This is a genomic window from Ruegeria sp. HKCCD7181 (assembly GCF_057221055.1).
Genome location: NZ_JBWVBC010000001.1, coordinates 643,864 through 665,964, shown reverse-complemented (window position 1 = coordinate 665,964; position 22,101 = coordinate 643,864). Strand labels below are relative to the sequence as shown.

Sequence of the window (22,101 nt, the reverse complement as noted above, 5' to 3'; positions counted from 1 at the left end):
CGAGCAAGCCAATTGATATGAAGACCATTTCACTGGTGTCTCCCGCCTACAATGAGGAAGACAATGTTCAGCGTTGCTATGAAGTGGTCCGCGAGCTGTTCGAAAACGAACTGCCCGGATACAAGCGCGAACACATCTTTGTCGACAATGCCTCGAACGATCGCACGGTCGAGATTTTACGCGAACTTGCGGACAAGGACCCTGCTGTCAAAGTCGTCGTCAACGCGCGCAACTTCGGTGTTTTCAGGTCCGTATTCAATGGATTGAAATATACCACAGGCGATGCCGTTCTCGTCATGCTGCCGGTTGATCTTCAGGACCCGCCGGAATTGATACCTGAATTCGTCAATTTGTGGGAGCAAGGGTACGAGGTTGTGGCGGGCGCACGCACGGTGCGCGAAGAAAGCTTTACCATGCGGTCGCTGCGCAAAGCCTTTTACTGGATCGTCAACAAACTGTCGGATTTTGAGATCACTCAGAATGTAGGTGAATTTCAGCTACTTGATCGCAAGGTCATGGATGCGCTCATGGCGCATGAGGATCAGTATCCTTATATCCGCGGGATGATCGCGTCATTGGGGTTCAAGCGCATCATCGTTCCCTACGTGTGGAAGGAACGCAAACGCGGGCTGTCCAAACACAATTTTCCGATGCTGATTGATCAGGCCCTGAATGGGATTTTCTCGTTCACACGTGCGCCTATGCGTTTTTGCACGATTGTCGGTCTGTTCATTTCAGTTTTCTGTATCGGTTTTGCGTTGCTGAACGTTCTGTTGTTTTTGCTGAACCCGGAAATGGCACCGCGCGGTGTGACCACGATCATCACGGCCCTGTTCTTTTTGTCTGGCATTCAGATGTTCTTTATCGGCATGCTCGGCGAATACGTGACTTCAATCCATAACCAGGTTCGACGCGGTCCAATCGTTGTGGAGCGCGAGCGAATAAACATTGATGAAGAGCCCGGATAGCGCACTACGCTTTTGTAAACGGGAAGCGCCCTGTAAGCGCCTTGCCGATCAGCAGAAAGGAAAGAACCGCTGCGACCGGGGCCAGAATTGCCTGCGCAACGTAGGGTGACAGGTTGGCTTTCAACGCGAATTCAAGACAAAACGCATTGAATGCGTAGATCAACACATAACAAAATACGTACCCAGGCAAACGGCGCAGTCCGGTGTCTGAGTCAAAGAACACTAATCTGGCATGGGTAAAAAAATTCCAAAGCACTCCCAAGAAGAATGCTAGCGCCAGCGCCGGCTGGGGTGGAATTTTCAGATAAACAAGGGCAACATATATCAGGTAGCCAACAAGCGTGTTGAGCAATCCCACCAACACAAAGTCGACAAATCTCCGCCTGTCGGAGCGCATCAGCCCCCCCCTTCAAGGTTATCTGGGGCCTTGGCAAGCAGCTCTCGCTGTATGCAATCACGCAGGCCGTCCTCCAGCGAGTATCGAGGCGTCCAGCCGATGCTGTTTAGCCTTCTGGTATCCGCGCAAATAATCGGTGGATCCGTGTCCGGGCGTGATCGCGCGCCCAAATCGATCAGATCCGGCCGCCCCAATAGTTCAGCGGTGCCCATTATCAAATCACGGACAAGGGATGCGGTTCCGCTACCGATGTTCACTGGACCAATCAATTCGCTGGTCAATACCGCCGCCAGCGCATCCCCCAAGTCGGGCGTATATAGGAAATCGCGCCGTTGCAGGCCATCTGTGCAAGCCACGCGCTCTCCGTTCAGGATACCCTCCGTGATATCGCTCAGAAGCCGACCTGGTGCTTCCCCGGGACCGTAGCAAAAGAAAATTCGACCCCAGCTTAAGGACAATCCAAGTTCAGCCTGAGCTTTGACCAAAAGCTCACCCGTCAAAGCCTTAGCCCGTCCATAAAGGCTGCTGGGGCTAATAGGGCTATATTCGCTGAGAACGCCCATTGGGCTCAGGGCGTCTTGTGACCAACTGTATTCCGCGCAGCTGCCGGCACACAATGCACGTTCTCCGCCAGCGGACGAGAACTCACGCATCAGGTTTATCGTAGCCGCTGCCCAATCCAGGTTTTCTGGTGCAAACCAACGATTGCGTGGGTCATCTAACCAGGCCAGATGCAAAAGATGCGAGGCTTGCGCCGCTTGGATGGCGTCGCGCCGAGATTGGTCATCCAGCAGATCAGCAACGATATCACACTGCGCGCTTCGACCAACAGTGACGACTTCAAATCCCCTGACCTTTAGCGCACGACAGGCATGGGGCCCAATCAGGCCACTTGAACCAGTCACGAGAATCCGCAGGCTCATGGGGTGAAAATTTCCAGAGATGGAATGGGGACGACAAATTGTGTTCCCTTCCGCGCCAGTTCTATCAATTGCCCGGCGATTTCATCGCGAAGGTTCCATGGCAGGATCAATACGAAATCCGGTCGCTCCTGAAAAAGCCGTTCAACCGGGCTGACGGGGATATGCGACCCCGGAAGCAGCTTGTTTTGCTTGGCGGGATTGCGGTCCACGCAATAGGCAATGTCTTCAGCAGTGAGGCCGCAGTAATTCAACAGGGTGTTGCCTTTGGCTGCAGCGCCATAGGCAGCGACACTGCGATTACCCTCCTTGGCCGCGCGCAGAAAAGACAAAAGCCCCTGCCGAACGGATCGAACCTGAGCATCAAACCCTTCATATCCCCTGGTACTATTCAGGCCGACCTGATGTTCGCGCTTGCGCATATTCTCAACATTTTGCCGCTCCGGGCGGCTTGAATCAGCACGGCAAACAAACAGCCTGAGAGACCCCCCGTGGGTCGGCATCGCCTCGACGTCGAACACCCGCAAGCCTGCAGACGCAAAGACCGTCTCCAGTGTGCCAAGCGACAGATAGGTATAGTGTTCGTGGTAAATCGTATCGAACTGAACCTTTTCGATAAGATTCAGCAGGTGAGGGAATTCCACCGTCCAAACTGCGTCCCCGTCCAGCAGAGTTGCGATACCGGAGACGAAGTCGTTGATATCCGGCACATGTGCCAGCACATTTGCTGAAACGATCAGGGACGGCCTCAGACCCTCGGACAGCATTGAACGGGCCAGCGCGTTGTCGAAATAGGCAATGCGCGTTGGCACCCCTTTTTCGATAGCGGCATTGGCGACACCTGCCGCAGGTTCGACCCCAAGAACGGGAATGTCACGCTCGACAAAATACTGCAAAAGATACCCGTCATTCGATGCGATCTCGATTACCAGATCATCGTTGCCCAGCTTCAATCGAGCCGAGATCAAGTCGACATAGGCACGGCAATGTGCCAGCCAGCTTTCAGAGAAACTAGAGAAATACGCGTAGTCTGCGGAAAAAATCGTATCAGCAGGAACTGCATCTTCGACCTGCACCAGAAAGCATTTGTCACACACCCGCGCGTGCAGCTCGTATTCCGGACAGGGAACGTCCGCACAATCTAAGGGCACATAGGAATTGGCCAGCGGCGACATGCCCAAATCAACCAAGGTTCTGGTCAGAGGCGCAGCGCAGTGACGGCATGTCGGTGTGTCTTGCATTACGAATTCGAACCTTTGCTTTCATACTCAGCAATCTGAGCCAGACAGAGATCCCTTGCATCTTCGCCTCGTGCCCAGGCAGCATACCAGTTTGCAACCATCTCTATCGTATCATCGAAGCTCAGCTTGGGGGCCCACCCGATCTTACGGGCGCGATTACTGTTCAGCCTTAGCGTCGTCGCTTCGTGCGGTGCATCGTCTGGTGCATCGATCTCGATCCGCCCCTGTCCCAGGGCTCCGACAAGGGCCCGCGCAACTTCGATCACCGGGCGCTCATCCGCCATGTCCGGCCCGAAATTCCACCCGCTGTCGACCCCATCCGTTCCATTGCACAGTTTCTGTGCCAGCATCAGGTATCCGCGCAAAGGCTCCAGCACATGTTGCCAAGGCCTCAGGGCTTTCGGTGAGCGGATTTCGACGTGACCTTCGGCCCCGAGACAACCGCGAATGATATCAGGTACAAGGCGATCATCCGACCAATCTCCCCCGCCGATCACATTGCCTGCGCGCGCTGAGGCAATACGGCAATGGTGGCCACCTGGCGCATAAGGCGCAAAGAAACTGTGTCGCAACGCATTTGTGGCCAGCTCGGTGCACCCCTTGGACCCGGAATAGGGATCAAGCCCGCCCATGGGATCTGTTTCGGAAAAACTACGCCCGTCTTCCGCGTTTTCGTAACATTTGTCAGAGCTTACAACGACGCAGGCCTGCACCGATTGCGTCAACGCAATCGCCTCGAGCAGGTGCACGGTTCCCATAACATTTGTGGCGAACGTTCCCGCAGGGTCGTGATACGACCGACGCACCAGCGATTGCGCTGCCAGATGCAGGACGATTTCCGGCCTAGTGTCGCGCACCAGATCGATCAGAGCCTGCCGATCGCGAATATCCACATGATGATGGTCAACTTCTGTCTGCGTGCTCAGGTCCCACAGGTTCGGAGAACTGTCCGGTGCCAGACCAATACCCGTTACTTTCGCCCCCATCTGAGTGAGCCAAAGCGTAAGCCATGCACCTTTGAACCCGGTGTTCCCGGTAACAAGGACGCGCTGACCTTCCCAGAAGTTGTGGCTTACATCTTTTGGGCTCATCATTTGTCCCAGGTCTTCCAGGGTGCCCGGCCGGAGGCCCAGAGCTCTTCAAGCTCTTCCCGTTCGCGGATCGTGTCCATCGGCTGCCAGAATCCGGGATGGGCGTAAGATCGTAGGTGATCGTCGGCTGCGAGGCGTTGCAAAGGCCCCTGCTCCCAAATTGTCTTATCATCCTCCAGATAGGCTTCGACTTCAGGAGACAGAACAAAAAAACCGCCATTGATCAGGCCACCATCTCCCAGAGGTTTTTCCGAGAAATCCACTACCCTGTCCTGTTGCGTGACCAATTGGCCGAAACGACGCGGCGGCGGTACAGCCGTCACGGTGGCGCGACGGCCATGGGATTTGTGGTACTCAACCAACGAGGTGACATCGACATCACCGACCCCGTCTCCATAGGTCAGACAAAATGCTTCTTCGTTTCTCAGATGCGGCATGACTCGACGCAGGCGTCCCCCGGTCATGCTGTTCGCACCGGTATCAATCATCGTCACGCGCCAGGGTTCGGACGCACAATGGCTCAGCTCAACTTCACCTGTTGCCAGGTCAACAGATACGTCGGACATGTGCAACACGTAATTCGCGAAATATTCTTTGATTACATAGCCTTTGTAACCCAGGCAGACAATGAAATCGGTGATGCCATGCGCGGCGTAAATCTTCATGATATGCCATAAGATCGGCCGCCCGCCGATCTCGACCATAGGCTTGGGAATGCGCACGGTTTCTTCGGCAAGGCGCGTGCCAAGACCACCGGCAAGAATGACGCATTTCATGAATAACCTTCCTCAATCTCTAAAACCGGGAAAACAATCCGGCAGCACAATGTCGAAACATTAACCCAAGGTGTGAGTTGGGGAAACGGTGAGATGCTTTGACCACAGCATTGATGCTGCATTTTTGACAATCACAACGCAGCGGCAAATTTGTCGCCATTTCATAAATTCAGTCCGTAAACGCGTTCTCGCTTTTAACCCGGATTACTTCCAAGCTCTCCGGGGCTCGCTTTGCTCATGTGTTTTCTTGGCTAAGGCCCCACGACCTCACGTCGGAAATCCCGCGCAAACATTGTCCGAGTGAACCTGCCCAAACCCGTTGGGTGTTCGCCAAACGTGTCCAGTCGTGCAAGCAGAACAGACTTGACGCGCGGGTCGACCCGAGTCGCAAAATCGCGCGGTCTGGTAAATCGAAACGTCTCCAGAGAAACGCTGAAATCTCCGTCCCGCCATGCCTCGATATCATACCATGTTGTCCAAACCGGTGCATCCTCAAGACTGTCCGCAAAGGGTGTGCTGAGCATGATGGAACGATAGTAAGCGATGATGCTGGTCAATTGCGCATGCGCTTTGTGGTCATCAGGCGGGAGCAGTTCCTTAATGGCTTGTTCCAGGAACTCCAGTGCTTCATCCACGATGATAAAACGACCGATCATCGCGTATTTCGACAGAAGATTGCCACCCAGATCTCCGGATATCAGTGCGTCATAATTCTCATCCGCCCAGGCAACGCAGTCCTCGCGCGTCTCAAACAGCTCAGCCTGGTTTTCCTCAAGATAGTCCGCAATAGCTTTCTGAAACCTCGCAGGGGCCTGCAACAGGTTTTCCTGCATTTTCCGAACGACCAGATAGGGCCGAATGCCCTGATCACGACTGAAATGAAACGCCTCTTCGAAATTTCCCTCGTAATAAAAGATTGTCAGCAGCAGATGAAATACCCGAGTGTCGAGATAATCCTGGAACGAAAAGCTTTCGCTTTCGACGACCATCTCCTCGGTTTCCACCACCGTGTTGCCGGTATAGCGACCGAGACATCGGGCCACGACCCGGTGCCGGGTCTTGAACCCAAATTTCTCTCGCGAGTCCGGGTTCGACAGCGGTGCCCCGTGCAACAACATCAATTGATGCGCAGCAACCCTGCTGACACCGGTTTCTATCAACTGATCGACCGCATCCATAAAGCTAGCCTTGGTTTCCCCTGGCATGCACAGGATCAGTTCCCCGTAAGACTGCATGCCTTTGGCGTGCAGTTCCTGCTGGATCTCGGCATAGGTCTCCAGCTTGATGTTGTCCCGCTGGATATTCTTCAGGACCGTTGGATTCAGCGACTGTACGGATGACGTCATCGGCAGTCGTCCGCGTGCTTTATTCATAACCTTGATAATGCGGTCGCCGCGGTTCTTTCCCGTTGTGGTACGGATATATTTCGGCCAGTCAAACCGATCCATCAACGCGCCCAGGTAATCGGCGACTTCCTCGTCCTGCAGGTACATCCCGAAATTGTCGTCGGCAAAACACAGCGGGCTAGAACGGTCGATACGGCTGACCACGTAATCCAGATCCGCTTTGGTCCGCTCAAAGGAATGGCGAAACACTTTGGAATTGGATTTCACGGCTGAATTGCAGAAGGCGCAGGTAAACGGGCACCCGCGTGCCAACTGCATCAGCGCGAACAGCCCGGTGTTGAAGAACTTGTCCATGTAACCCGCCAAATAGGGTGACGGGATTTCATCCAGATCCCGAATGCGCGGCACTTCCCCTCCGCGTATCACCGCGTCAGAACTGCGATCCACCCAAAGGGCGCCGTCAATAGGTTCCGAACAGGTAGTCTCGATGGAACAGTCGCTGTCGACATAACGCTGTAAGGCATTGAGGAAGGCGCGTTCTCCTTCATAGGTCGGACCGCGCACGTGGATATCAATCTGCGGCATTGTCCGGATCCAGTTATCCTGCTCTTCCTCTGTCAGAGGAAAGTTTGGACCTCCCATCAAAGTCAAAGTTTCAGGCGAACGGTCTTTAACATAGACGCCAAATTCTTCGGCCAGACGATGGTTCCATGAATAGCTGGAGAAGCCGACAACTTCTGGAATCCCTCTGTCCAGTGCCGCCTTGAACTCCATGGGGTCTCGGAAAATCTCGATTTCAATTGGGGTCGGAGATTTGACATACGCCTGCGCGTAGGTCGCTAGGTTACCGACACCCAGCGGATAGGTGTCGGAAGTTTCAGTAACCAGATTGTGGCCGAGATCGGCCAAGAAAATTCGCATTAGCATTCCTCCCGAAGGGCGGAAGCAACGAACAACTCTTACTATTGATTATGTCTTCTTTTTGGGTTCCTTACGAGTTGGCCGCAGCCTCGGTAAATTGCTCAACTTCGCTATCCTCTTTGGTGTTAATTTGCGTCTTTGGGTCAATGACAATTATTTCACCGTCGATCTCACATGCCACGCGTTTAAGCATAGGCAGGGATTGGCAGGCGGACTTACCAGATTTTGCGTCAAAGGGCAGATTGTGCCACGGGCACACGACGGTATCGCCTTCCACCCAACCGTTAGCCAGGTCGCCGCCCTGATGTGGGCACCGCCGAGTCAGCGCGACCACGTTGCCCTCGGACAGGTGTGCGACGCAAATTGCGGGCGAGACACCACGCACAGTACCGGGCGGTACGTCTTTTAATGCGACCTCGAACCCTCGGTCGGTTTTGGTACCAATCATTTCTGCCGGGTTCGGTTCCGGATCACCGGGCGCCAGAGAAGGGATCAGCTTATTCCGCGCACGTAGTGCAAGGCTGGTCACATAACTGGGCTGCAGTTTTGCAGGCCATTCCGCCAGCGGGCGCAAGGTCGCCGATCCGCTCCAACCAGAATAGACATAGTTGTGGTGGTGCAGTTGCGGAAACACCGGGCGGTCCACCGACAGACGGCAGGATATGGCAAAGCGTGTTTCATCCGTGCGGTTCAGTTCCGAGCCATGCACGTGATCGGTATGAAACATCACTACGTCGCCGGGATGCAGGTCGAACGTCATGGTCTTGTGCAGCTTTTCGCCGTCGGAAATGTTCCCCGAGCGCACATAATTGTATTCACCCACATAGTCATCCGGGTACACAGTCAGCCCGTTGCCAGGACGAATGCGCCCCATCGCAAACCACAGATTTATGCCGTTCGATGGGCAATCCAGCCAGCTGTCGCGGTGTGGTCCATGTGCAGCGATTTTCCCCTGCCCGTAAGACTCAGCAAACTTGTTGAACTCTTTCTTGTAGCCTTGGGCGATATCAAAGGGGATGTGGAAGCGAACGTTTGGTGCCCTCTCGTAAAAGAACGTGTCAACGTCCGGAAAAGCGCCCTTCATGAACCGATCCAAAAAATCATGGGTCAAAGGCTCAATTTCAGCATAAACCGCATCAGTCACTTTGGGGATGTCGGTCGCCGATACCCACTCGTGAATACGATGATAACCATCGCGTTCGGCCCGTTCTGCGGCCTCTTTCCCAACCGCTGCCGATATGCCCCGGATCGTGGCCTGATGCCACATATCGTAAAGATCGAAGGCTTGCAGGGCCTGACGAAAAACGTAGACCTCACCATCCAGAATATTTCGTTCCAGACCGGACCGGTTCTGCCCGTCCCCCTGATCAAAACGCAGGTCGTGGTATCCCATAATTTTCCACCTCTTAAATCGATACACACCAGGCAGCCTCAATAAATGCTGACCGGCAAGGGAATCCTGAACTCTGTTTTTATCCTATCACGCAATAATTTGATGTGGCGCACATTCCGCGGATAATACCGCAGAGATCACCTATAATCCTAGGGGTTTTAAGCGCCAAATACCCCGCATTCACAATTTTGTTGCTGACAGGGAAACAATTCCCGCCGAGGATTACTGGGCGATAGCAATGAGTTTCTGAACAAATTATGGTTTGTCGCTAATAGCATTGCGTTTAAAGTTTAAAGATTTCGGCTTTGAAACACAGGACAACACATGACTCAGATTGGTGAAATCAGTCCTGAGAACACGGCACAAAAGACAGCTTATGGTCAACTTGGTCGTGAAAACCTTGTTTCCCTGATCCTTGTCTGCGAGGGCAATATCTCGCACGACGAACAGGGTCTGATGCAGATGTCCCGGTTTGCCAAATCCCGCTTCGACTATCATGAGTTACTTGTCATCGTCGCCGATCCGCCGCCGGAATGGGATAGCCGGCTGCGCCAGATCGGCCAGGACGTCGAACATTTGCGCGTCCTGAGTGTCGACCGTCAAAGTGATTACGAAGACATGGTTGTACAGGCGATGCATCAAGCAATCGGCGACTACATCATGTGCATGGCGCCGGATTCTGCGTCTGAAAGTGAGCTCGACCAGTTGATCGAGAATATTGCCGGGGGGCAGTATGATATCGTAAAGGCCGTATTTGATCCCTCGCTTGTCCGACGTAGAGATCGGGCCATGGCCAGCGTTTTGAGCTCAGCCATGCGGCTGATGACCGGGCAGCAGATGGAAGCATTTCAGGCGCGTGCTTTTGTACTGACGCGCACCGCCATGTCCCGCCTGGAACAGATGGGCGGTATTCTGAAGTTCTTCCGCATCCTCGACCTGTCCGCGCATCTCTCGCAGAAACGTATTTTTGTCAGCCGCCGCCCTCGCCGTCCATTCATGTCAGGATTTGTAGACAAGGCGCGCCTAAGTGCCGAGCTGGTCTCTTTGTCCTCCGAGCGGCTCGTCCGCAGTTTTGCGCTGTTATGCCTGTGTCTTTCTTTTCTCAGCTTGCTGGCAACAGTTGGGGCCGTTGTGACACGGCTTGTGCTGCAGGATGTTGCACCGGGCTGGGCATCGCTTGCCGTCCTGTTTTCTGCACTGTTTGCTGCCAATTTCGGAGTTCTTGCCGCAATCTGCCTGGGCTTGCTGCAGCTGCTGCGTCAGGGACGAAGAGATCGCGATACGGTTTTAGTTTCCGAAATCAGCGGCGGTGATCTGTATCACGCGGGCGCCGAACTCAACGTTGAAGGGGCGGATGAGGACAAATGACAAACGCATTGATCGGGCACACTGGTTTTGTCGGCTCAACCCTGTGGGGCACCGGTTCTTATGACATTGGGTTCAATTCCAAGAATTTCCACGACATGGCGGGGCAGAAATTTGACACCGTAACCTGCGCCGGCATTCAGGCCGTTAAGTGGTGGGCCAATCAAAACCCGGATGCGGACTGGGCCGGAATTGCGCCCCTGCTTCAAGTTTTAGAGTCGGTCAAAACTCGCCGCCTAATATTGATTTCAACCGTGGATGTTTACAAATCCCCGGTTGGCGTCGACGAAACCAGCCCAACGCCTGTCAAAGGCTTGCATGCCTACGGGTTGCATAGGTTGCGCGTAGAAAACACGCTGAAAACACATTTCGAAGACTGCCGCGTTCTACGGCTGCCCGGGCTTTACGGAATCGGGTTGAAGAAAAACCTGATCTTCGACGCCCTCACTGGTGGGGACTTGTCCGGCTTCGATGCTCGGTCGCAATTTCAGTTCTACCATTTGAATCGCCTCAAGACGGATATTGATCGGATCTGCCAAACTGATCTTTCGCTGGTAAATCTGGCCACAGAACCGGTTTCCGTAAGGGACATAGTGCAAAACCTGACCGGGCAGACACACGTGGTTGAGCTTCCCGCTCCGCCAGTTCGGTACGACATGCAAACCCGCTACGGCGACGTATGGGGCCAGGGTGGATCTTATCTTGAAACCGCATCAAACTGCCTGAAAGACATAGGCAGTTTCGCAGATCAATGGCGCAGAGATCATCCATGAAGCTGGCGGTTTCGAACATTGGATGGGCTGCGGACCACGACGCAGAGATTGCCCAGCACCTGATCGAAGCCGGGGCCGAGGCATTGGAGGTGGCACCTGGCAGAGTGTTCGCCAATGTCGCGACTGCGACCGCAGAGGACGCGATTGCTGTGCGCCGAAACTGGGCCGCGCTACACTTGCCCGTTGTTTCCATGCAAGCTTTACTATTCGGGCGACCCGAACTGCGTATGTTTGGCCAGCCGGATCAGGTGAAAGCGTTTGAAGATTACCTGACTCACGTCATGACACTGGCTGAGGCGTTGGGTTGCGGCCCTCTGGTTTTTGGCTCTCCCGGCAACCGAAAACGCGGCAATCTGGATCTGGTCGCTGCCTGTAACGCGGCTGTCCCGATTTTTCAACGGATCGGCGAAATAGCCCAAACCACCGGAACGTGTTTCTGCCTTGAGGCCAACGCGACAGGTTATGGTTGCGACTTTCTGACTCGTCTGGATGAAGCGGCCGCCATGGTGCGGCAAGTCGATCACCCTGGCGTGGGCATGGTTCTGGATACCGGCAACATGATGATGGCTGAAGAAGACCCTTCTGCACTCAAATCAGCGCTGCCATTCATACGCCACGTCCATTTCAGCGCCCCACATTTGAGGCCGATCATACACCATTCCGACTTCATCCAAGCTGTCTTCGACACTTTGAACAACGCCGGCTACAAAGGGTACGTCACGCTTGAGATGCGTGCAGATGAAACACTTGAGCCCTTGTTTGAAAGCCTGAGGTTCCTGCGTCGTCTCCTGGATGGGGTAGACGCATGAACGACCATCCCGAAAAGGCCGATGTCGTCATAATCGGTGGCGGGTTTTATGGCACTTGTCTTGCCTTATTTTATCGTTCGGTCGCCGATCATGTGGTGGTTCTGGAGGAACGCAGCGGGCTGCTTGAACGCGCGTCATATGTCAACCAGGCCCGGATACATAGCGGATTTCACTATCCGCGAAACTTCAAAACAGCGCGGCGCTCCTTGTCCTTGTATCCGCGATTCATTTCGGATTTCCCGGATGCCGTCGTAGGGGATTTCTCAATGCTGTACGGCGTTGCGCGCTATGGCTCGCGCATCACGCCGCAGCGCTTTGAAAAGATGTTCGCGGACCTCGGGGCGCCCATAGAGGCGGCAAGCCCGGCAGAAATGGCGCTTTTCAACCAGGTCGAAGTTGCCAAGATCTGGCGTTGCAACGAATATGCTTTTGACGCCAATGCGCTTCGCAAAGATTTGCAACAGCGCCTGAACCGGGCTGGCGTAACCGTCAGGACCAATGCGAAAGTTGTCGCTGTCCATCCCAGGCAAGAACCCGACCCGATCAGAGTTGCCGTCGAAGGGCACGGCGAAATCTCTGCACCAATCGTGATCGACGCCACATATGGCCTCCTGGCCGGTGAAAGCGATCTTGGGAAACGGCTGGGCTTTAAATACGAGATCGCCGAGGTCGCACTGATTGATCCGCCAACGGCCCTGTCTGGGTACGGCATCACGATGATGGATGGCCCGTTTTTTTCAACCATGCCCTTTCCGGCCGAGAACACCTATTCGCTGACCCACGTCCGATATACACCGCATCGTGCCTGGCTGGCCGGGCAGCCCAAATCCACCGACAAGCTTCAAAGCCATTGGCTGCATATGCTTCGCGACGCCAGCCGGTACGTGCCGGCACTGTCGGATGCGCATTGGCAAAAGTCCTTGTACGAAACAAAGACGGTACTGTTGCGCAACGAGCGCGATGACGGCCGGCCAATCCTTCTGGAACGGGATGCTCGCCACTCGGGCTTGATGGTGGTCATGGGGGGCAAGATCGACAATATCTACGACCTTTTCGAGCGGCTCCAAAGCGATGGAGGTCTTGCGGCGACAGCCGACACAAGGTTTATCGACAAGGGATGCGCCGCATGATCCGATTGTCGGAATTTGGCCAGATGATCCGATTCTTCATAACCGCCTGCGGCGGGTTAGTATTGGATCTGGCAGTGGCAAGCGCTCTGATCATCGTGTGGGGGGTTCGCGATCCTGTGGCAGCTCTTGTCGGCCTCGGGTTCGGGATGGTCTTCAACTACTTCGTTCATACGTTCTGGACCTTCCGCGATCAAAACCAACGCGCCTCCTTTGGTCATTTCATACGATTTGCTATCGGAGTCGCAGTGGTGCTTGTGGTGCGCGTTACCGTTCTTTGGTGGTTGGAAACACAAGGATTGCAGGCATACCTGCACCCGACGGTGCGATTGGGAATCGCGGCCGGTCTTTCCTTTGCACTCAGTTATCTGATTTGCAGCAGGTTGATCTTCAGAAACCGGCCTTCTGATACTGGCACAGGGGGAGTGTTCTGATGAATTGGAAAGCCCAGATCGCCGTTATCGTTCTAGCCCTGCTCGTATTGGTACCGGTGCTGGCATCAGTACCCACATTATTTCCGCCTGACCCCAACCTGCCAAATGTCGCGGCCATACTTGGCTATAATATTGGACTGGTTTGGGTGCTTGTATTTCTTTGGGCCGCGTCAACCATTCTCGCGTCAAGTCTGATCAGTACGCCATCAGGCATCCTACCCGTCACCCCCGCTCGCCCAGCCGCCATCTCAGCATTGCAGCGTTGGACCGAGCGGTTGGTGGTGACACTGCCTCCGCTGCTTCTCAACTGGCCTTCAGCAATCGCTCGCTTCGGCCCTCATGTAGAGGATTCCTATTTTCTCGCACCCCTGTACCGCATGTTTTGCGGGCAGGTACCGTATCAGGATTTTGAGTTTCTTTACGGCCCTTTGATGATCGCCCCTGCATATTTTCTTATGGGGGCCGAGTACTCGCCTCTGACTTATTACGGGCTTTATACAGGCCTGCAGGCCTTGCTGTTGCTCATCATCATGGCCCTGCTGCAGCGCCTGATCCCACAAACCGGAAAACGCTGGCTGGTCTTCTTCCTGCTCTGGCCGTTCTGGATGGACGTGCTGCTGGGGCTCAACTGGATTGCCTGGCGATACCTGGCTGCTTTGCTCGCGATCGTATTTCTTGCCCGTAACCCACGGGACACGAAAACACTCGTATTGGTGGCGGTTTTCTTAGGGCTAGGTGCCGGGTATTCGCATGAATACGCGATCGCCGGGCTGGTATCCGCAATTGCGATCATTGCCCTTGATAGCTGGATGTCCCCCCGTTCTATGCTGCTCAGAATGGCTACAGTGACCCTTGTGGCTCTGGCAAGCTGGTTTGGTGTTTCTCTATGGGCTTTGGGTGGCGACATTTCCGCTTACCTTGAACTGACGGCTCAGGTGATGTCCCGCGCCAGCCAGAATGGGCTTGGACAATTCGCCTTTTACTGGAGCCTGCACACACTGGCATTGTTCGCCGTATTGGCGGCGGCGTGTGTAGCGACAGGATCGGGGCTCAGGGACATACCTAGAAAAGCGGCACAGGAAGGCGACTTGTTACTGCTTGGTTCTGGGGTCTTTGCTGTGGTCACACTGAAGATCGCAACGCAAAGAGCAGACTTTCTGCATATGGCTGTGCCGTTTGTCCCCCTGATATTGGTCTGGCTTGCCGCCCGTCCTGCATCCTTGTTTTTGATCACACCAGCACTTCGGCGATTTGGATTCGCGATGATCATTTTGGCGGCCTTCGCGCAAACAGTCAGTCACATACCTTTGGGCCGCTGGATCATCCCAAGCAACTTGCGGGGATTGTATCACGAGATCACCAACCGCGCCCAAGTCGGTACAATCGTGGCACGGGGGCCGACAACCCAGAGCTTGCGCAGCCATGCGCGCCCGGACCGGGTAGCACTGGCCGCACGACTTGCCTCTTCTGACATCGCAACCAGACCCGTAATCCTTTATGGGAAAATCTGGACCATGGCACCCGAAATTGGCATCTGTCCCGTCGGGTTTTCCTTTTACGATGTTCTGTACTCTGATGCCCTCAATCCCTTGGCTGCGACGGCCGAAATGAACGGTTTGATTGTGGTTATCAACGTCGATGATTACGCTGACCTGCAAGACGGTTGGCAAGCCGAAATGCCATCAGACGACAAATGGCGGCGCTTGGTCGGCTGGATCAGCGGCAACACAGCACAGCAGACAGCGCTGGAAAACGGTATTGAGTATCGGATGTGGAAACAGGCATTGGGTGAAATTTTGTTGAAGGACTTCGTTGTCCTGGAAGAGCTCGATACCTTCATTTTGATGGAGCGCAGATCATGACCGACGCCTTGCTGTTTTCCGTCATAATGCCCGCCTACAATGAAGAGGACGTCATCGAAACGACGATCCGTGATCTGTGCCAACATCTGAACGATACAGAGTTCCGCTACGAACTGATCGTTGTTGACGATGCCAGCCAGGACGGCACGGCAGAGATTTTGAAGCAGCTTGTTTGGGAATTTCCCAACCTGCGCGCGGTGCATAACTCCGGCCCCAACGGATATGGGTTTGCGATCCGAAAAGGAATTGAAGTCTACAACGGTGACGCATTGGTTGTCGTCACTTCGGATGGCGCAGATTCCCCCGCTGATGTCGCGGCGTATTTCACATGTATTGCAGACGGAGCCGACTGCGCCTTTGGCGCACGGTTCGGCCCGGGCAGCACTGTGACCGGTTATCCACCCATAAAACGCGTGATCAATCGCGTCGCGAATACTGTAATCGGCTGGCTGGTAAGGGCTAAATACCGAGACTTCACAAACGGCTTCAAATGTTACCGGCGTGCCGTTGTCGATGATATGCAACCCCTGGTCGCCGGGCAGTTCAATATAACCATCGAGATGTCCCTAAAAGCAGTTCTGGGGGGCTGGCAATATGCGGTCGTACCTAACGATTGGCGCCAGAGAGACGGAGGTGAGTCCAGTTTCAGCATCCTGAAATTGATCCGGCCATATGGGGCTACTTTGTTATATTGTCTCCTTCGAAATTATCTTATGTCTGTCCGCAGGTGAGCATCATGGACCCTCTTCGCATTGCCATGGTGACCACTTTCTACCCGCCGTTCAATTTTGGCGGGGATGGGATTTACGTTCAACGCCTGGCACGGGCGTTGGCGTTACGCGGTCATCATGTCGAAGTGATCCACGATACGGATGCTTACAAACAATTGTCTGGACATACGCCAGAGCTGCCAGAAGATGATGGCATAATTGTTCATCGACTGGGTTCGCGGTTTCCATTGTTGGGGTCGCTGGCCGTGCAGCAGACCGGGCTACCCCTGTCGCACAAGCGCGAACTGGAGGAGCTGCTGACAGACCGGTTCGATGTCATTCACTTTCACAACATTTCCCTGATTGGCGGCCCTGGAATCTGGAAAATCGGAACGGGCGTCAAATTGCACACAGCTCATGAACATTGGATGGTATGTCCATCGCACATACTGTGGCGCGACAATCGTGAGATCTGCGACGAACGCCGGTGCCTGCGGTGCGTCCTGCGGCACGGGCGCCCTCCGCAGCTGTGGCGCGCGACGAATCTGGTCTCGAATGCGGCCCGGAATGTGGATGCGTTTTTGATGCTCAGCCAGTCCTGCCTGGACAATCATCGCCGGTTCGGTTTCACCGCCCCGGCACAAGTCATACCCTCGTTTCTGCCAGACGCACCCGACCTGCCTGACCTGCCCTCGATCCATTCACGCCCATTTTTCTTTTTCGCCGGACGGCTCGAAGTGATCAAAGGTTTGCAGGATGTCATCCCCGCGTTCGATGACAGCCTGCCGGCAGATTTGCTGATTGCCGGCGACGGCGACTACGCAGACGAATTGCGGCGCCTTGCTAAAGGTCGGCCCAACGTGCATTTTCTAGGCCGCCTGCCCCCCGACGATCTGCGCCGCTATTACCGTGATGCACTGGCTGCAATCACGCCATCGCGCTGCTATGAGGTCTTCCCACTGGTCGTTTTGGAGGCATTCCGGGACGGTACTCCCATAATAGCCCGAGATCTGGGCCCGTACCCCGAGATCGTAAATGCCACGGGAGGAGGGGTTCTGTTCCAATCCACGGAAGACCTCAGGACTCAACTTGAGGAAATTGTAGAAAGCCCCGAGAAGTCGGCCACGCTTGGCAAAAACGCCCAAGCGGGGTTTGAAAAAAACTGGCGCGAGGATGTCGCATTGGAATCGTATTTCGAAATCATACATCGTCTTCGAAGCAATCAGATGTAGATTCCAGAAAACCTCTTGGGATGAGAAAGCAAGGAAGAATATGACGCCAAAAAAATGCTTGAACTCCAAGTGAAATCCAGCTGCGCTTGCCCGATACGCTTGTTCAGAAAACAAGCCAAATACTGGTTATCATCTCCCTATTGTTGACAAATTTTTCGGACATATTCCCCATACACCCGAGTCGAACAAAATCGGCTTTTGAAAAGAGAGCGAGGGCATCGTGAGGGCCATATTCTGTGGCAATGAAGCATTGCTGTTGCAGTGCGCCCAAATCTTCCTGGACCAGGGCGGCGAAATCGTCGGTGTTGTTACCCGGGACTTAAAGGTCGTGAATTGGGTCCGGGAACGCGGTTTGCCGGTATTGGGTAACCCTCAGGATCAGATAGCCGACAATATTGAATGTGATTACCTTTTCAGCATAGCCAATACCGAAATTTTGCCTGCGAACCTGACCGAAAGACCCAAATATTCGGCAATCAATTTACATGACGGACCGTTGCCTGCTCGGGCAGGACTGAATGTACCTGTATGGTCGATCTACGAAGGCCAACCGCGCCACGCGATCACCTGGCACAAAATGAGCTCGAGCCTGACGGCTGAACGGGCATTTCTGATCCGCGAATTCGATATCGCACCGGATGAAACCGCGTTCAGCCTGAATGCCCGGTGCTACGAAGCCGCACTTGAGACATTCCCGGAATTGTTGTCACAACTGAAGGAACAGAGCGAACCTTCGATCATACTGGCCGGAGCAGGACAGCTCTATTCCAGAAAAACACGGCCCACAAACGAAGGTCTGCTCGATTTTCGGAAACCGGCGGCCGACCTGATGCGGGTGATACGGGCGCTTGATCATGGCTCTTACAAGAACCCGATCGCCTTGCCCAAGATTTGGACCGGGCAGCAAATATTGGCCATACAGGGTGCTGAAATCACTGGCGCCGCCAGCGGCGTTCCGGGGCAGGTCGCGGCCGCCGGTGAAGGCACGCTGACCGTCTCATCCATGGATGGTGATCTCCTTCTGCGCGAGGTTCAGGACCTGACCGGACAGCGCTTTGACGGCATCGAAATTGGTCAAGTTTTGCCGCCCCCGATCAAAGCCGACGAAAATACTGCGTCAGATGTCGTCGATGCCGAGCGGCGTTGGGCCAAGGAACTTCTGACAGCGCGCGCCGCTGTGCCTCCGTATCCGCGTCACACGGCCCGCGCTGAAACGACGGTTGCGCAAGACACGCTGACAGCTGACCTTCTGGCAAGCAAAACTGATCTCACCGCTGAACAATTGGCAGCAGGCTGGATAGCATGGAATACTGGTCTGAGCGGTTTGGACAGAGCGTCGCTGACACTTTGCATTGAACCTTCATCGCGTTTTCAATCGCCCTATCGCCCGCTGCACCTGCGAGTTGAACCAAAGAGCAGTCCAGCAAAAGTTCTGGGCGACATGCGTGCCGTTTGGAACGACACTCTCGGCACCTCACCCATGGCCGCAGATCTTCCGCTTCGGATGGGCGCCCAGCGCAGCACTGCATTGCGGGCCCTGTCGGTTGTTTTGGATCTGCGAACCAACACCCCAATCAATCCAACCGAACCCGTCGACCTGGCCCTATTCCCAGCGCAAGGCAGTCAACCCGCAAAGCTTGTGGCTCGCTCCGGTCTGTTCTCACCCGATGTGCTGGCTGCAATCGCGCGAGATTTCAGTCAGTTCCTGCATGCGTTCCTGACTTCGCAAGAAAGGGCAATGGATAGTTTGCCTTTGGGCTTTGTAACGCGAGCCAACCGACAGGGGGAAGACATCAAAGGCCCAGCCTGCGTTCACGAAGCGTTATGCCAGCAGGCCGAGGCAAATCCGGACGCAATCGCTCTCGAGGTCCAGGATCGCCGGTTAAGCTACAAAGAGCTTGAGCAGGAAGCCAACGCCCTGGCCGCTGTACTGATCGCTCGCGGTGCGCGGCAAGGTAAAATCATCGGTCTGTGCCTTGAACGCAGCGCAGACCTGATTATCGCCATGCTGGCTATTCTCAAAACCGGTGCTGCGTACCTACCCCTTGATCCGTCTTATCCCGAAGACCGGATCGCTTATATGGTTGAAGACAGCGAAGCGGCATTGATTGTCACCAGCCCTTCGACGGCTGCGCGACTTGCGCTGGATTCTGAACGATCAGTCTTGGCATCCGAGCGGGACTATGCCTCTGCACCTCTGCATGTCGGGGTGCGTGCTGACGACCTGGTGAACCTGATCTATACCTCCGGGTCTACCGGGCGCCCCAAAGGCGTGATGATTCCGCATCGCACGGTAATGAATTTCATGGCCGGCATGGATGAAATGGTTCCCCTGTCTCCCGGTGCACGTTTGTTTGGCGTGACCTCCGTTTCCTTCGATATATCGGTGCTCGAGATTTTCTGGATTCTGTCGCGCGGTGCAACGCTGGTGTTGCAAAGCGATGGCGCCAGCGAGACAGTCTTGCCAGACTTTTCGCTGTTCTACTTCGCCTCCGAGGCATCCGGCACCGGACACCACGCCTATCGCTTGCTGTTTGAGGGAGCCAAGTTCGCCGACAAGAACGGCTTCAAGGCGATCTGGACTCCGGAACGACATTTTCACGCCTTTGGCGGGCTTTACCCCAACCCGGCGATTGCCGCTGCCACATTGGCGGGAATAACCGAAAACGTCGAATTGCGGGCCGGTTCGGCCGTATTGCCCCTGCACCACCCTGTTCAGGTGGCCGAAGACTGGGCGTTGGTCGATAACCTGTCCAACGGCCGGGCAGGTGTCGCGCTGGCCTCCGGTTGGCAACCGAATGATTTCATCCTCAACCCCAGTTCTTTTGCCAACCGAAAGGACGAAATGGTCAAGGGGATCGATACTTTACGTTCGCTCTGGAAGGGTGAAACGCTGAGTTTTCCTGGACATGACGGCGGGGACGTCGAGCTGGAAATCCACCCCCGCCCGGTTCGCGGCGAAATCCCTCTGTGGCTGACAGCTGCGGGCAATCCCCAAACTTTTGCCGAGGCCGCCAAAGCCGGATGCGGAGTGTTGACGCATCTTCTGGGACAAAGCTTCGAGGAGGTTGCAGAGAAAATCCGCGCCTATCGCGTCGCCTGGCGTGCTGCGGGCCATCCGGGAAACGGCCACGTTGTTTTGATGTTGCACACCTTTGTCTCGGAAGATGAGGACAATGTGCGCGAGCTGGCTCGGGAACCGATGAAGCAATATCTGCGTTCATCCGTGGACCTTTTGAAGAAAGCCTCGTGGACGTCCCCTCTGTTGGCGGAACGATCTCGGGACTCGGGCATGAACCCGCAAGAGATGTTCGAGAAGGAAGAGCTCAGCGAAGACGAATTGGACGCCCTGCTGGACCATGCTTTCGAACGTTATTACCGAAGTTCCGGCCTGTTTGGTACACCGGATTCTGCCGGGGAAATGGTGCGACAGCTGGCACAGGTCGGTGTCGATGAAATCGCCTGCCTGATCGACTTTGGCATCGACACAGATGTCGTCCTGAAGAACCTGCCGCACATCAAAGCCTTGATGACGAAGCTCGAGGAAGAAGGTGGCGTTGACCGAAAGGCAACTGTCGCCGAAGAGATCACAGCCGGTAAAATCACACATCTGCAATGCACGCCGCCAATGGCCTCGCTTCTGGCGGCAGACGATCCGGGAAGCGCCGCGCTGCGACAGCTGGATGTGATGATGGTGGGAGGCGAAGCCTTCCCACCCGATTTGGCCCGCAGCATCAGGGACGCCATGGCCCCGGACGGTGTGCTTTTGAACATGTATGGGCCGACGGAGACTACAATCTGGTCTTCTGTGGCCCGGCTGGACGATCCGGGACCTCTGATCCCGCTCGGCGATCCCATTACCAATACAACGCTGACCATTCGATCAGCCCAAGGTCGGGAGCTGCCTGATCTGGTCGAAGGTGAGTTGTGGATCGGCGGTGGCGGCGTTGCCGAAGGCTACTGGAAGCGGCCCAACCTGACCGCTGAGCGCTTTACAGAAACCGGCGACGGGCGGTTTTACCGAACCGGTGATCTGGTACGGCGCACCGCATCCGGGCAGTTGGAATTCCTTGGTCGGATGGACCATCAAGTGAAGATCCGCGGTTACCGGATGGAATTGGGCGAGATTGAAACTGCGCTGGGTTCCCTTGCGGGCATAAGGCAGGCCGTGGTCAACGCCGTCGAATTCGGACCCGGCGACACGCGCCTGATCGGCTATGTAACGCCCTCAGGGCCGCAGCCGGATACTGTCGGGTTGCTGACCGAACTGGCCAGGAACCTGCCCGAGTTTATGTTGCCGTCCCAGATCGTTGCCCTTGAGGCCATGCCGCTGACGCCGAACGGCAAAATCGACCGCAAGGCGCTGCCGAAACCCATGACCGGTCTGGTGGAAGAAGGCGCAGCAGCCGCTACAGACTTCGAGGCCGGTATTGCCGCCATCTGGGCCGAGGCTCTGGACGTGTCCAATGTGCCGGTGAATGTGAACTTCTTCGATCTGGGCGGGCATTCCCTTTTGGTCGTGCAGCTGCGGCGACGTCTGAAGAACAAGCTGGGGCTCGACGTCGCAGTGACCGACATCTTCAGATTCCCGACAGTGCGCAGGCTGGCCGAGCATCTGGGGAAATCCGAAAGCGTTGCAGCCAATCAACCCAGCCGGGCCGCCAGCCGAGGGGCGGCGCGCGCGCAGGCAAGGCTTGCACGCACGAAACAACGTTGAAACAGTAGGCGACATCCGG

Annotated in this window: 17 protein-coding genes; 10 read left to right on the top strand and 7 right to left on the bottom strand. The window is 55.2% G+C overall.

The window, feature by feature from the left end:
* Positions 1-17: 17 nt before the first annotated feature.
* Positions 18-968, top strand: coding sequence for a glycosyltransferase family 2 protein (locus AC2TCY_RS03205; RefSeq protein ID WP_480845421.1), 951 nt, complete (start codon positions 18-20; stop codon positions 966-968).
* 4 nt (positions 969-972) lie between these two features.
* On the opposite strand, the gene AC2TCY_RS03200 is transcribed toward AC2TCY_RS03205, so the two are convergent.
* The 7 genes from AC2TCY_RS03200 to AC2TCY_RS03170 all read right to left on the bottom strand — a co-directional run bounded on the left by AC2TCY_RS03200 (position 973) and on the right by AC2TCY_RS03170 (position 9,053).
* Positions 973-1,332, bottom strand: a complete 360-nt coding sequence (locus AC2TCY_RS03200; RefSeq protein ID WP_480845419.1) for a GtrA family protein — start codon at positions 1,330-1,332, stop codon at positions 973-975.
* A 32-nt stretch (positions 1,333-1,364) separates the two neighbouring features.
* Positions 1,365-2,288 (bottom strand): NAD-dependent epimerase/dehydratase family protein, encoded by a 924-nt coding sequence (locus tag AC2TCY_RS03195; RefSeq protein WP_480845418.1) that lies wholly within the window; start codon positions 2,286-2,288, stop codon positions 1,365-1,367.
* Positions 2,285-3,526, bottom strand: coding sequence for a methyltransferase domain-containing protein (locus tag AC2TCY_RS03190; RefSeq protein ID WP_480845417.1), 1,242 nt, complete (start codon positions 3,524-3,526; stop codon positions 2,285-2,287). The genes AC2TCY_RS03195 and AC2TCY_RS03190 overlap by 4 nt, the downstream gene beginning before the upstream one ends.
* The gene (gene rfbG / locus AC2TCY_RS03185; RefSeq protein WP_480845416.1) at positions 3,526-4,617 is read right to left on the bottom strand and encodes a CDP-glucose 4,6-dehydratase; all 1,092 of its coding nucleotides are present in this window, start codon (positions 4,615-4,617) and stop codon (positions 3,526-3,528) included. Before rfbG ends, AC2TCY_RS03190 begins: the two co-directional genes overlap by 1 nt.
* Positions 4,617-5,393, bottom strand: a complete 777-nt coding sequence (gene rfbF, locus AC2TCY_RS03180) for a glucose-1-phosphate cytidylyltransferase (RefSeq protein WP_480845415.1) — start codon at positions 5,391-5,393, stop codon at positions 4,617-4,619. The genes rfbG and rfbF overlap by 1 nt, the downstream gene beginning before the upstream one ends.
* A 251-nt stretch (positions 5,394-5,644) precedes the next feature.
* Entirely contained in the window at positions 5,645-7,660 is a 2,016-nt protein-coding gene (locus tag AC2TCY_RS03175) for a B12-binding domain-containing radical SAM protein (RefSeq protein WP_480845414.1), read from the bottom strand.
* Between the two features lie 70 nt (positions 7,661-7,730).
* Positions 7,731-9,053 (bottom strand): Rieske 2Fe-2S domain-containing protein, encoded by a 1,323-nt coding sequence (locus tag AC2TCY_RS03170; RefSeq protein WP_480845412.1) that lies wholly within the window; start codon positions 9,051-9,053, stop codon positions 7,731-7,733.
* 324 nt (positions 9,054-9,377) lie between these two features.
* Here AC2TCY_RS03170 and AC2TCY_RS03165 point away from each other — a divergent pair, with 324 nt between their 5' ends.
* The 9 genes from AC2TCY_RS03165 to AC2TCY_RS03125 all read left to right on the top strand — a co-directional run bounded on the left by AC2TCY_RS03165 (position 9,378) and on the right by AC2TCY_RS03125 (position 22,082).
* A complete protein-coding gene (locus AC2TCY_RS03165; RefSeq protein ID WP_480845411.1) occupies positions 9,378-10,421 on the top strand; it encodes a hypothetical protein in 1,044 nt (347 codons plus the stop codon).
* Positions 10,418-11,191: an NAD-dependent epimerase/dehydratase family protein gene (locus AC2TCY_RS03160; RefSeq protein ID WP_480845410.1), complete on the top strand. Its 774-nt coding sequence runs from the start codon at positions 10,418-10,420 to the stop codon at positions 11,189-11,191. The genes AC2TCY_RS03165 and AC2TCY_RS03160 overlap by 4 nt, the downstream gene beginning before the upstream one ends.
* Positions 11,188-12,000, top strand: coding sequence for a sugar phosphate isomerase/epimerase family protein (locus AC2TCY_RS03155; RefSeq protein WP_480845408.1), 813 nt, complete (start codon positions 11,188-11,190; stop codon positions 11,998-12,000). Before AC2TCY_RS03160 ends, AC2TCY_RS03155 begins: the two co-directional genes overlap by 4 nt.
* A complete protein-coding gene (locus tag AC2TCY_RS03150; RefSeq protein ID WP_480845407.1) occupies positions 11,997-13,130 on the top strand; it encodes an NAD(P)/FAD-dependent oxidoreductase in 1,134 nt (377 codons plus the stop codon). Before AC2TCY_RS03155 ends, AC2TCY_RS03150 begins: the two co-directional genes overlap by 4 nt.
* The gene (locus tag AC2TCY_RS03145) at positions 13,127-13,561 is read left to right on the top strand and encodes a GtrA family protein (protein WP_480845405.1); all 435 of its coding nucleotides are present in this window, start codon (positions 13,127-13,129) and stop codon (positions 13,559-13,561) included. Before AC2TCY_RS03150 ends, AC2TCY_RS03145 begins: the two co-directional genes overlap by 4 nt.
* Entirely contained in the window at positions 13,561-15,423 is a 1,863-nt protein-coding gene (locus AC2TCY_RS03140) for a hypothetical protein (RefSeq protein ID WP_480845404.1), read from the top strand. The genes AC2TCY_RS03145 and AC2TCY_RS03140 overlap by 1 nt, the downstream gene beginning before the upstream one ends.
* Entirely contained in the window at positions 15,420-16,154 is a 735-nt protein-coding gene (locus AC2TCY_RS03135; RefSeq protein WP_480845403.1) for a glycosyltransferase family 2 protein, read from the top strand. The genes AC2TCY_RS03140 and AC2TCY_RS03135 overlap by 4 nt, the downstream gene beginning before the upstream one ends.
* A 5-nt stretch (positions 16,155-16,159) precedes the next feature.
* On the top strand, positions 16,160-17,365 hold the full coding sequence (locus tag AC2TCY_RS03130; protein ID WP_480845402.1) for a glycosyltransferase family 4 protein: 1,206 nt from the start codon (positions 16,160-16,162) through the stop codon (positions 17,363-17,365).
* 220 nt (positions 17,366-17,585) lie between these two features.
* Entirely contained in the window at positions 17,586-22,082 is a 4,497-nt protein-coding gene (locus tag AC2TCY_RS03125) for a MupA/Atu3671 family FMN-dependent luciferase-like monooxygenase (protein WP_480845400.1), read from the top strand.
* Positions 22,083-22,101: the final 19 nt, after the last annotated feature.

Bases quoted from the DNA above. Each gene is read 5' to 3' on its own strand.
- AC2TCY_RS03135 (WP_480845403.1), top strand. From the start codon at position 15,420: ATGACCGACGCCTTGCTGTTTTCCGTCATAATGCCCGCCTACAATGAA.
- AC2TCY_RS03160 (WP_480845410.1), top strand. From the start codon at position 10,418: ATGACAAACGCATTGATCGGGCACACTGGTTTTGTCGGCTCAACCCTG.
- AC2TCY_RS03155 (WP_480845408.1), top strand. From the start codon at position 11,188: ATGAAGCTGGCGGTTTCGAACATTGGATGGGCTGCGGACCACGACGCA.
- AC2TCY_RS03190 (WP_480845417.1), bottom strand. From the start codon at position 3,526: ATGCAAGACACACCGACATGCCGTCACTGCGCTGCGCCTCTGACCAGA.
- AC2TCY_RS03165 (WP_480845411.1), top strand. From the start codon at position 9,378: ATGACTCAGATTGGTGAAATCAGTCCTGAGAACACGGCACAAAAGACA.
- AC2TCY_RS03140 (WP_480845404.1), top strand. From the start codon at position 13,561: ATGAATTGGAAAGCCCAGATCGCCGTTATCGTTCTAGCCCTGCTCGTA.
- rfbG (WP_480845416.1), bottom strand. From the start codon at position 4,617: ATGAGCCCAAAAGATGTAAGCCACAACTTCTGGGAAGGTCAGCGCGTC.
- AC2TCY_RS03205 (WP_480845421.1), top strand. From the start codon at position 18: ATGAAGACCATTTCACTGGTGTCTCCCGCCTACAATGAGGAAGACAAT.
- AC2TCY_RS03195 (WP_480845418.1), bottom strand. From the start codon at position 2,288: ATGAGCCTGCGGATTCTCGTGACTGGTTCAAGTGGCCTGATTGGGCCC.
- AC2TCY_RS03170 (WP_480845412.1), bottom strand. From the start codon at position 9,053: ATGGGATACCACGACCTGCGTTTTGATCAGGGGGACGGGCAGAACCGG.
- AC2TCY_RS03150 (WP_480845407.1), top strand. From the start codon at position 11,997: ATGAACGACCATCCCGAAAAGGCCGATGTCGTCATAATCGGTGGCGGG.
- AC2TCY_RS03145 (WP_480845405.1), top strand. From the start codon at position 13,127: ATGATCCGATTGTCGGAATTTGGCCAGATGATCCGATTCTTCATAACC.
- rfbF (WP_480845415.1), bottom strand. From the start codon at position 5,393: ATGAAATGCGTCATTCTTGCCGGTGGTCTTGGCACGCGCCTTGCCGAA.
- AC2TCY_RS03175 (WP_480845414.1), bottom strand. From the start codon at position 7,660: ATGCGAATTTTCTTGGCCGATCTCGGCCACAATCTGGTTACTGAAACT.
- AC2TCY_RS03130 (WP_480845402.1), top strand. From the start codon at position 16,160: ATGGACCCTCTTCGCATTGCCATGGTGACCACTTTCTACCCGCCGTTC.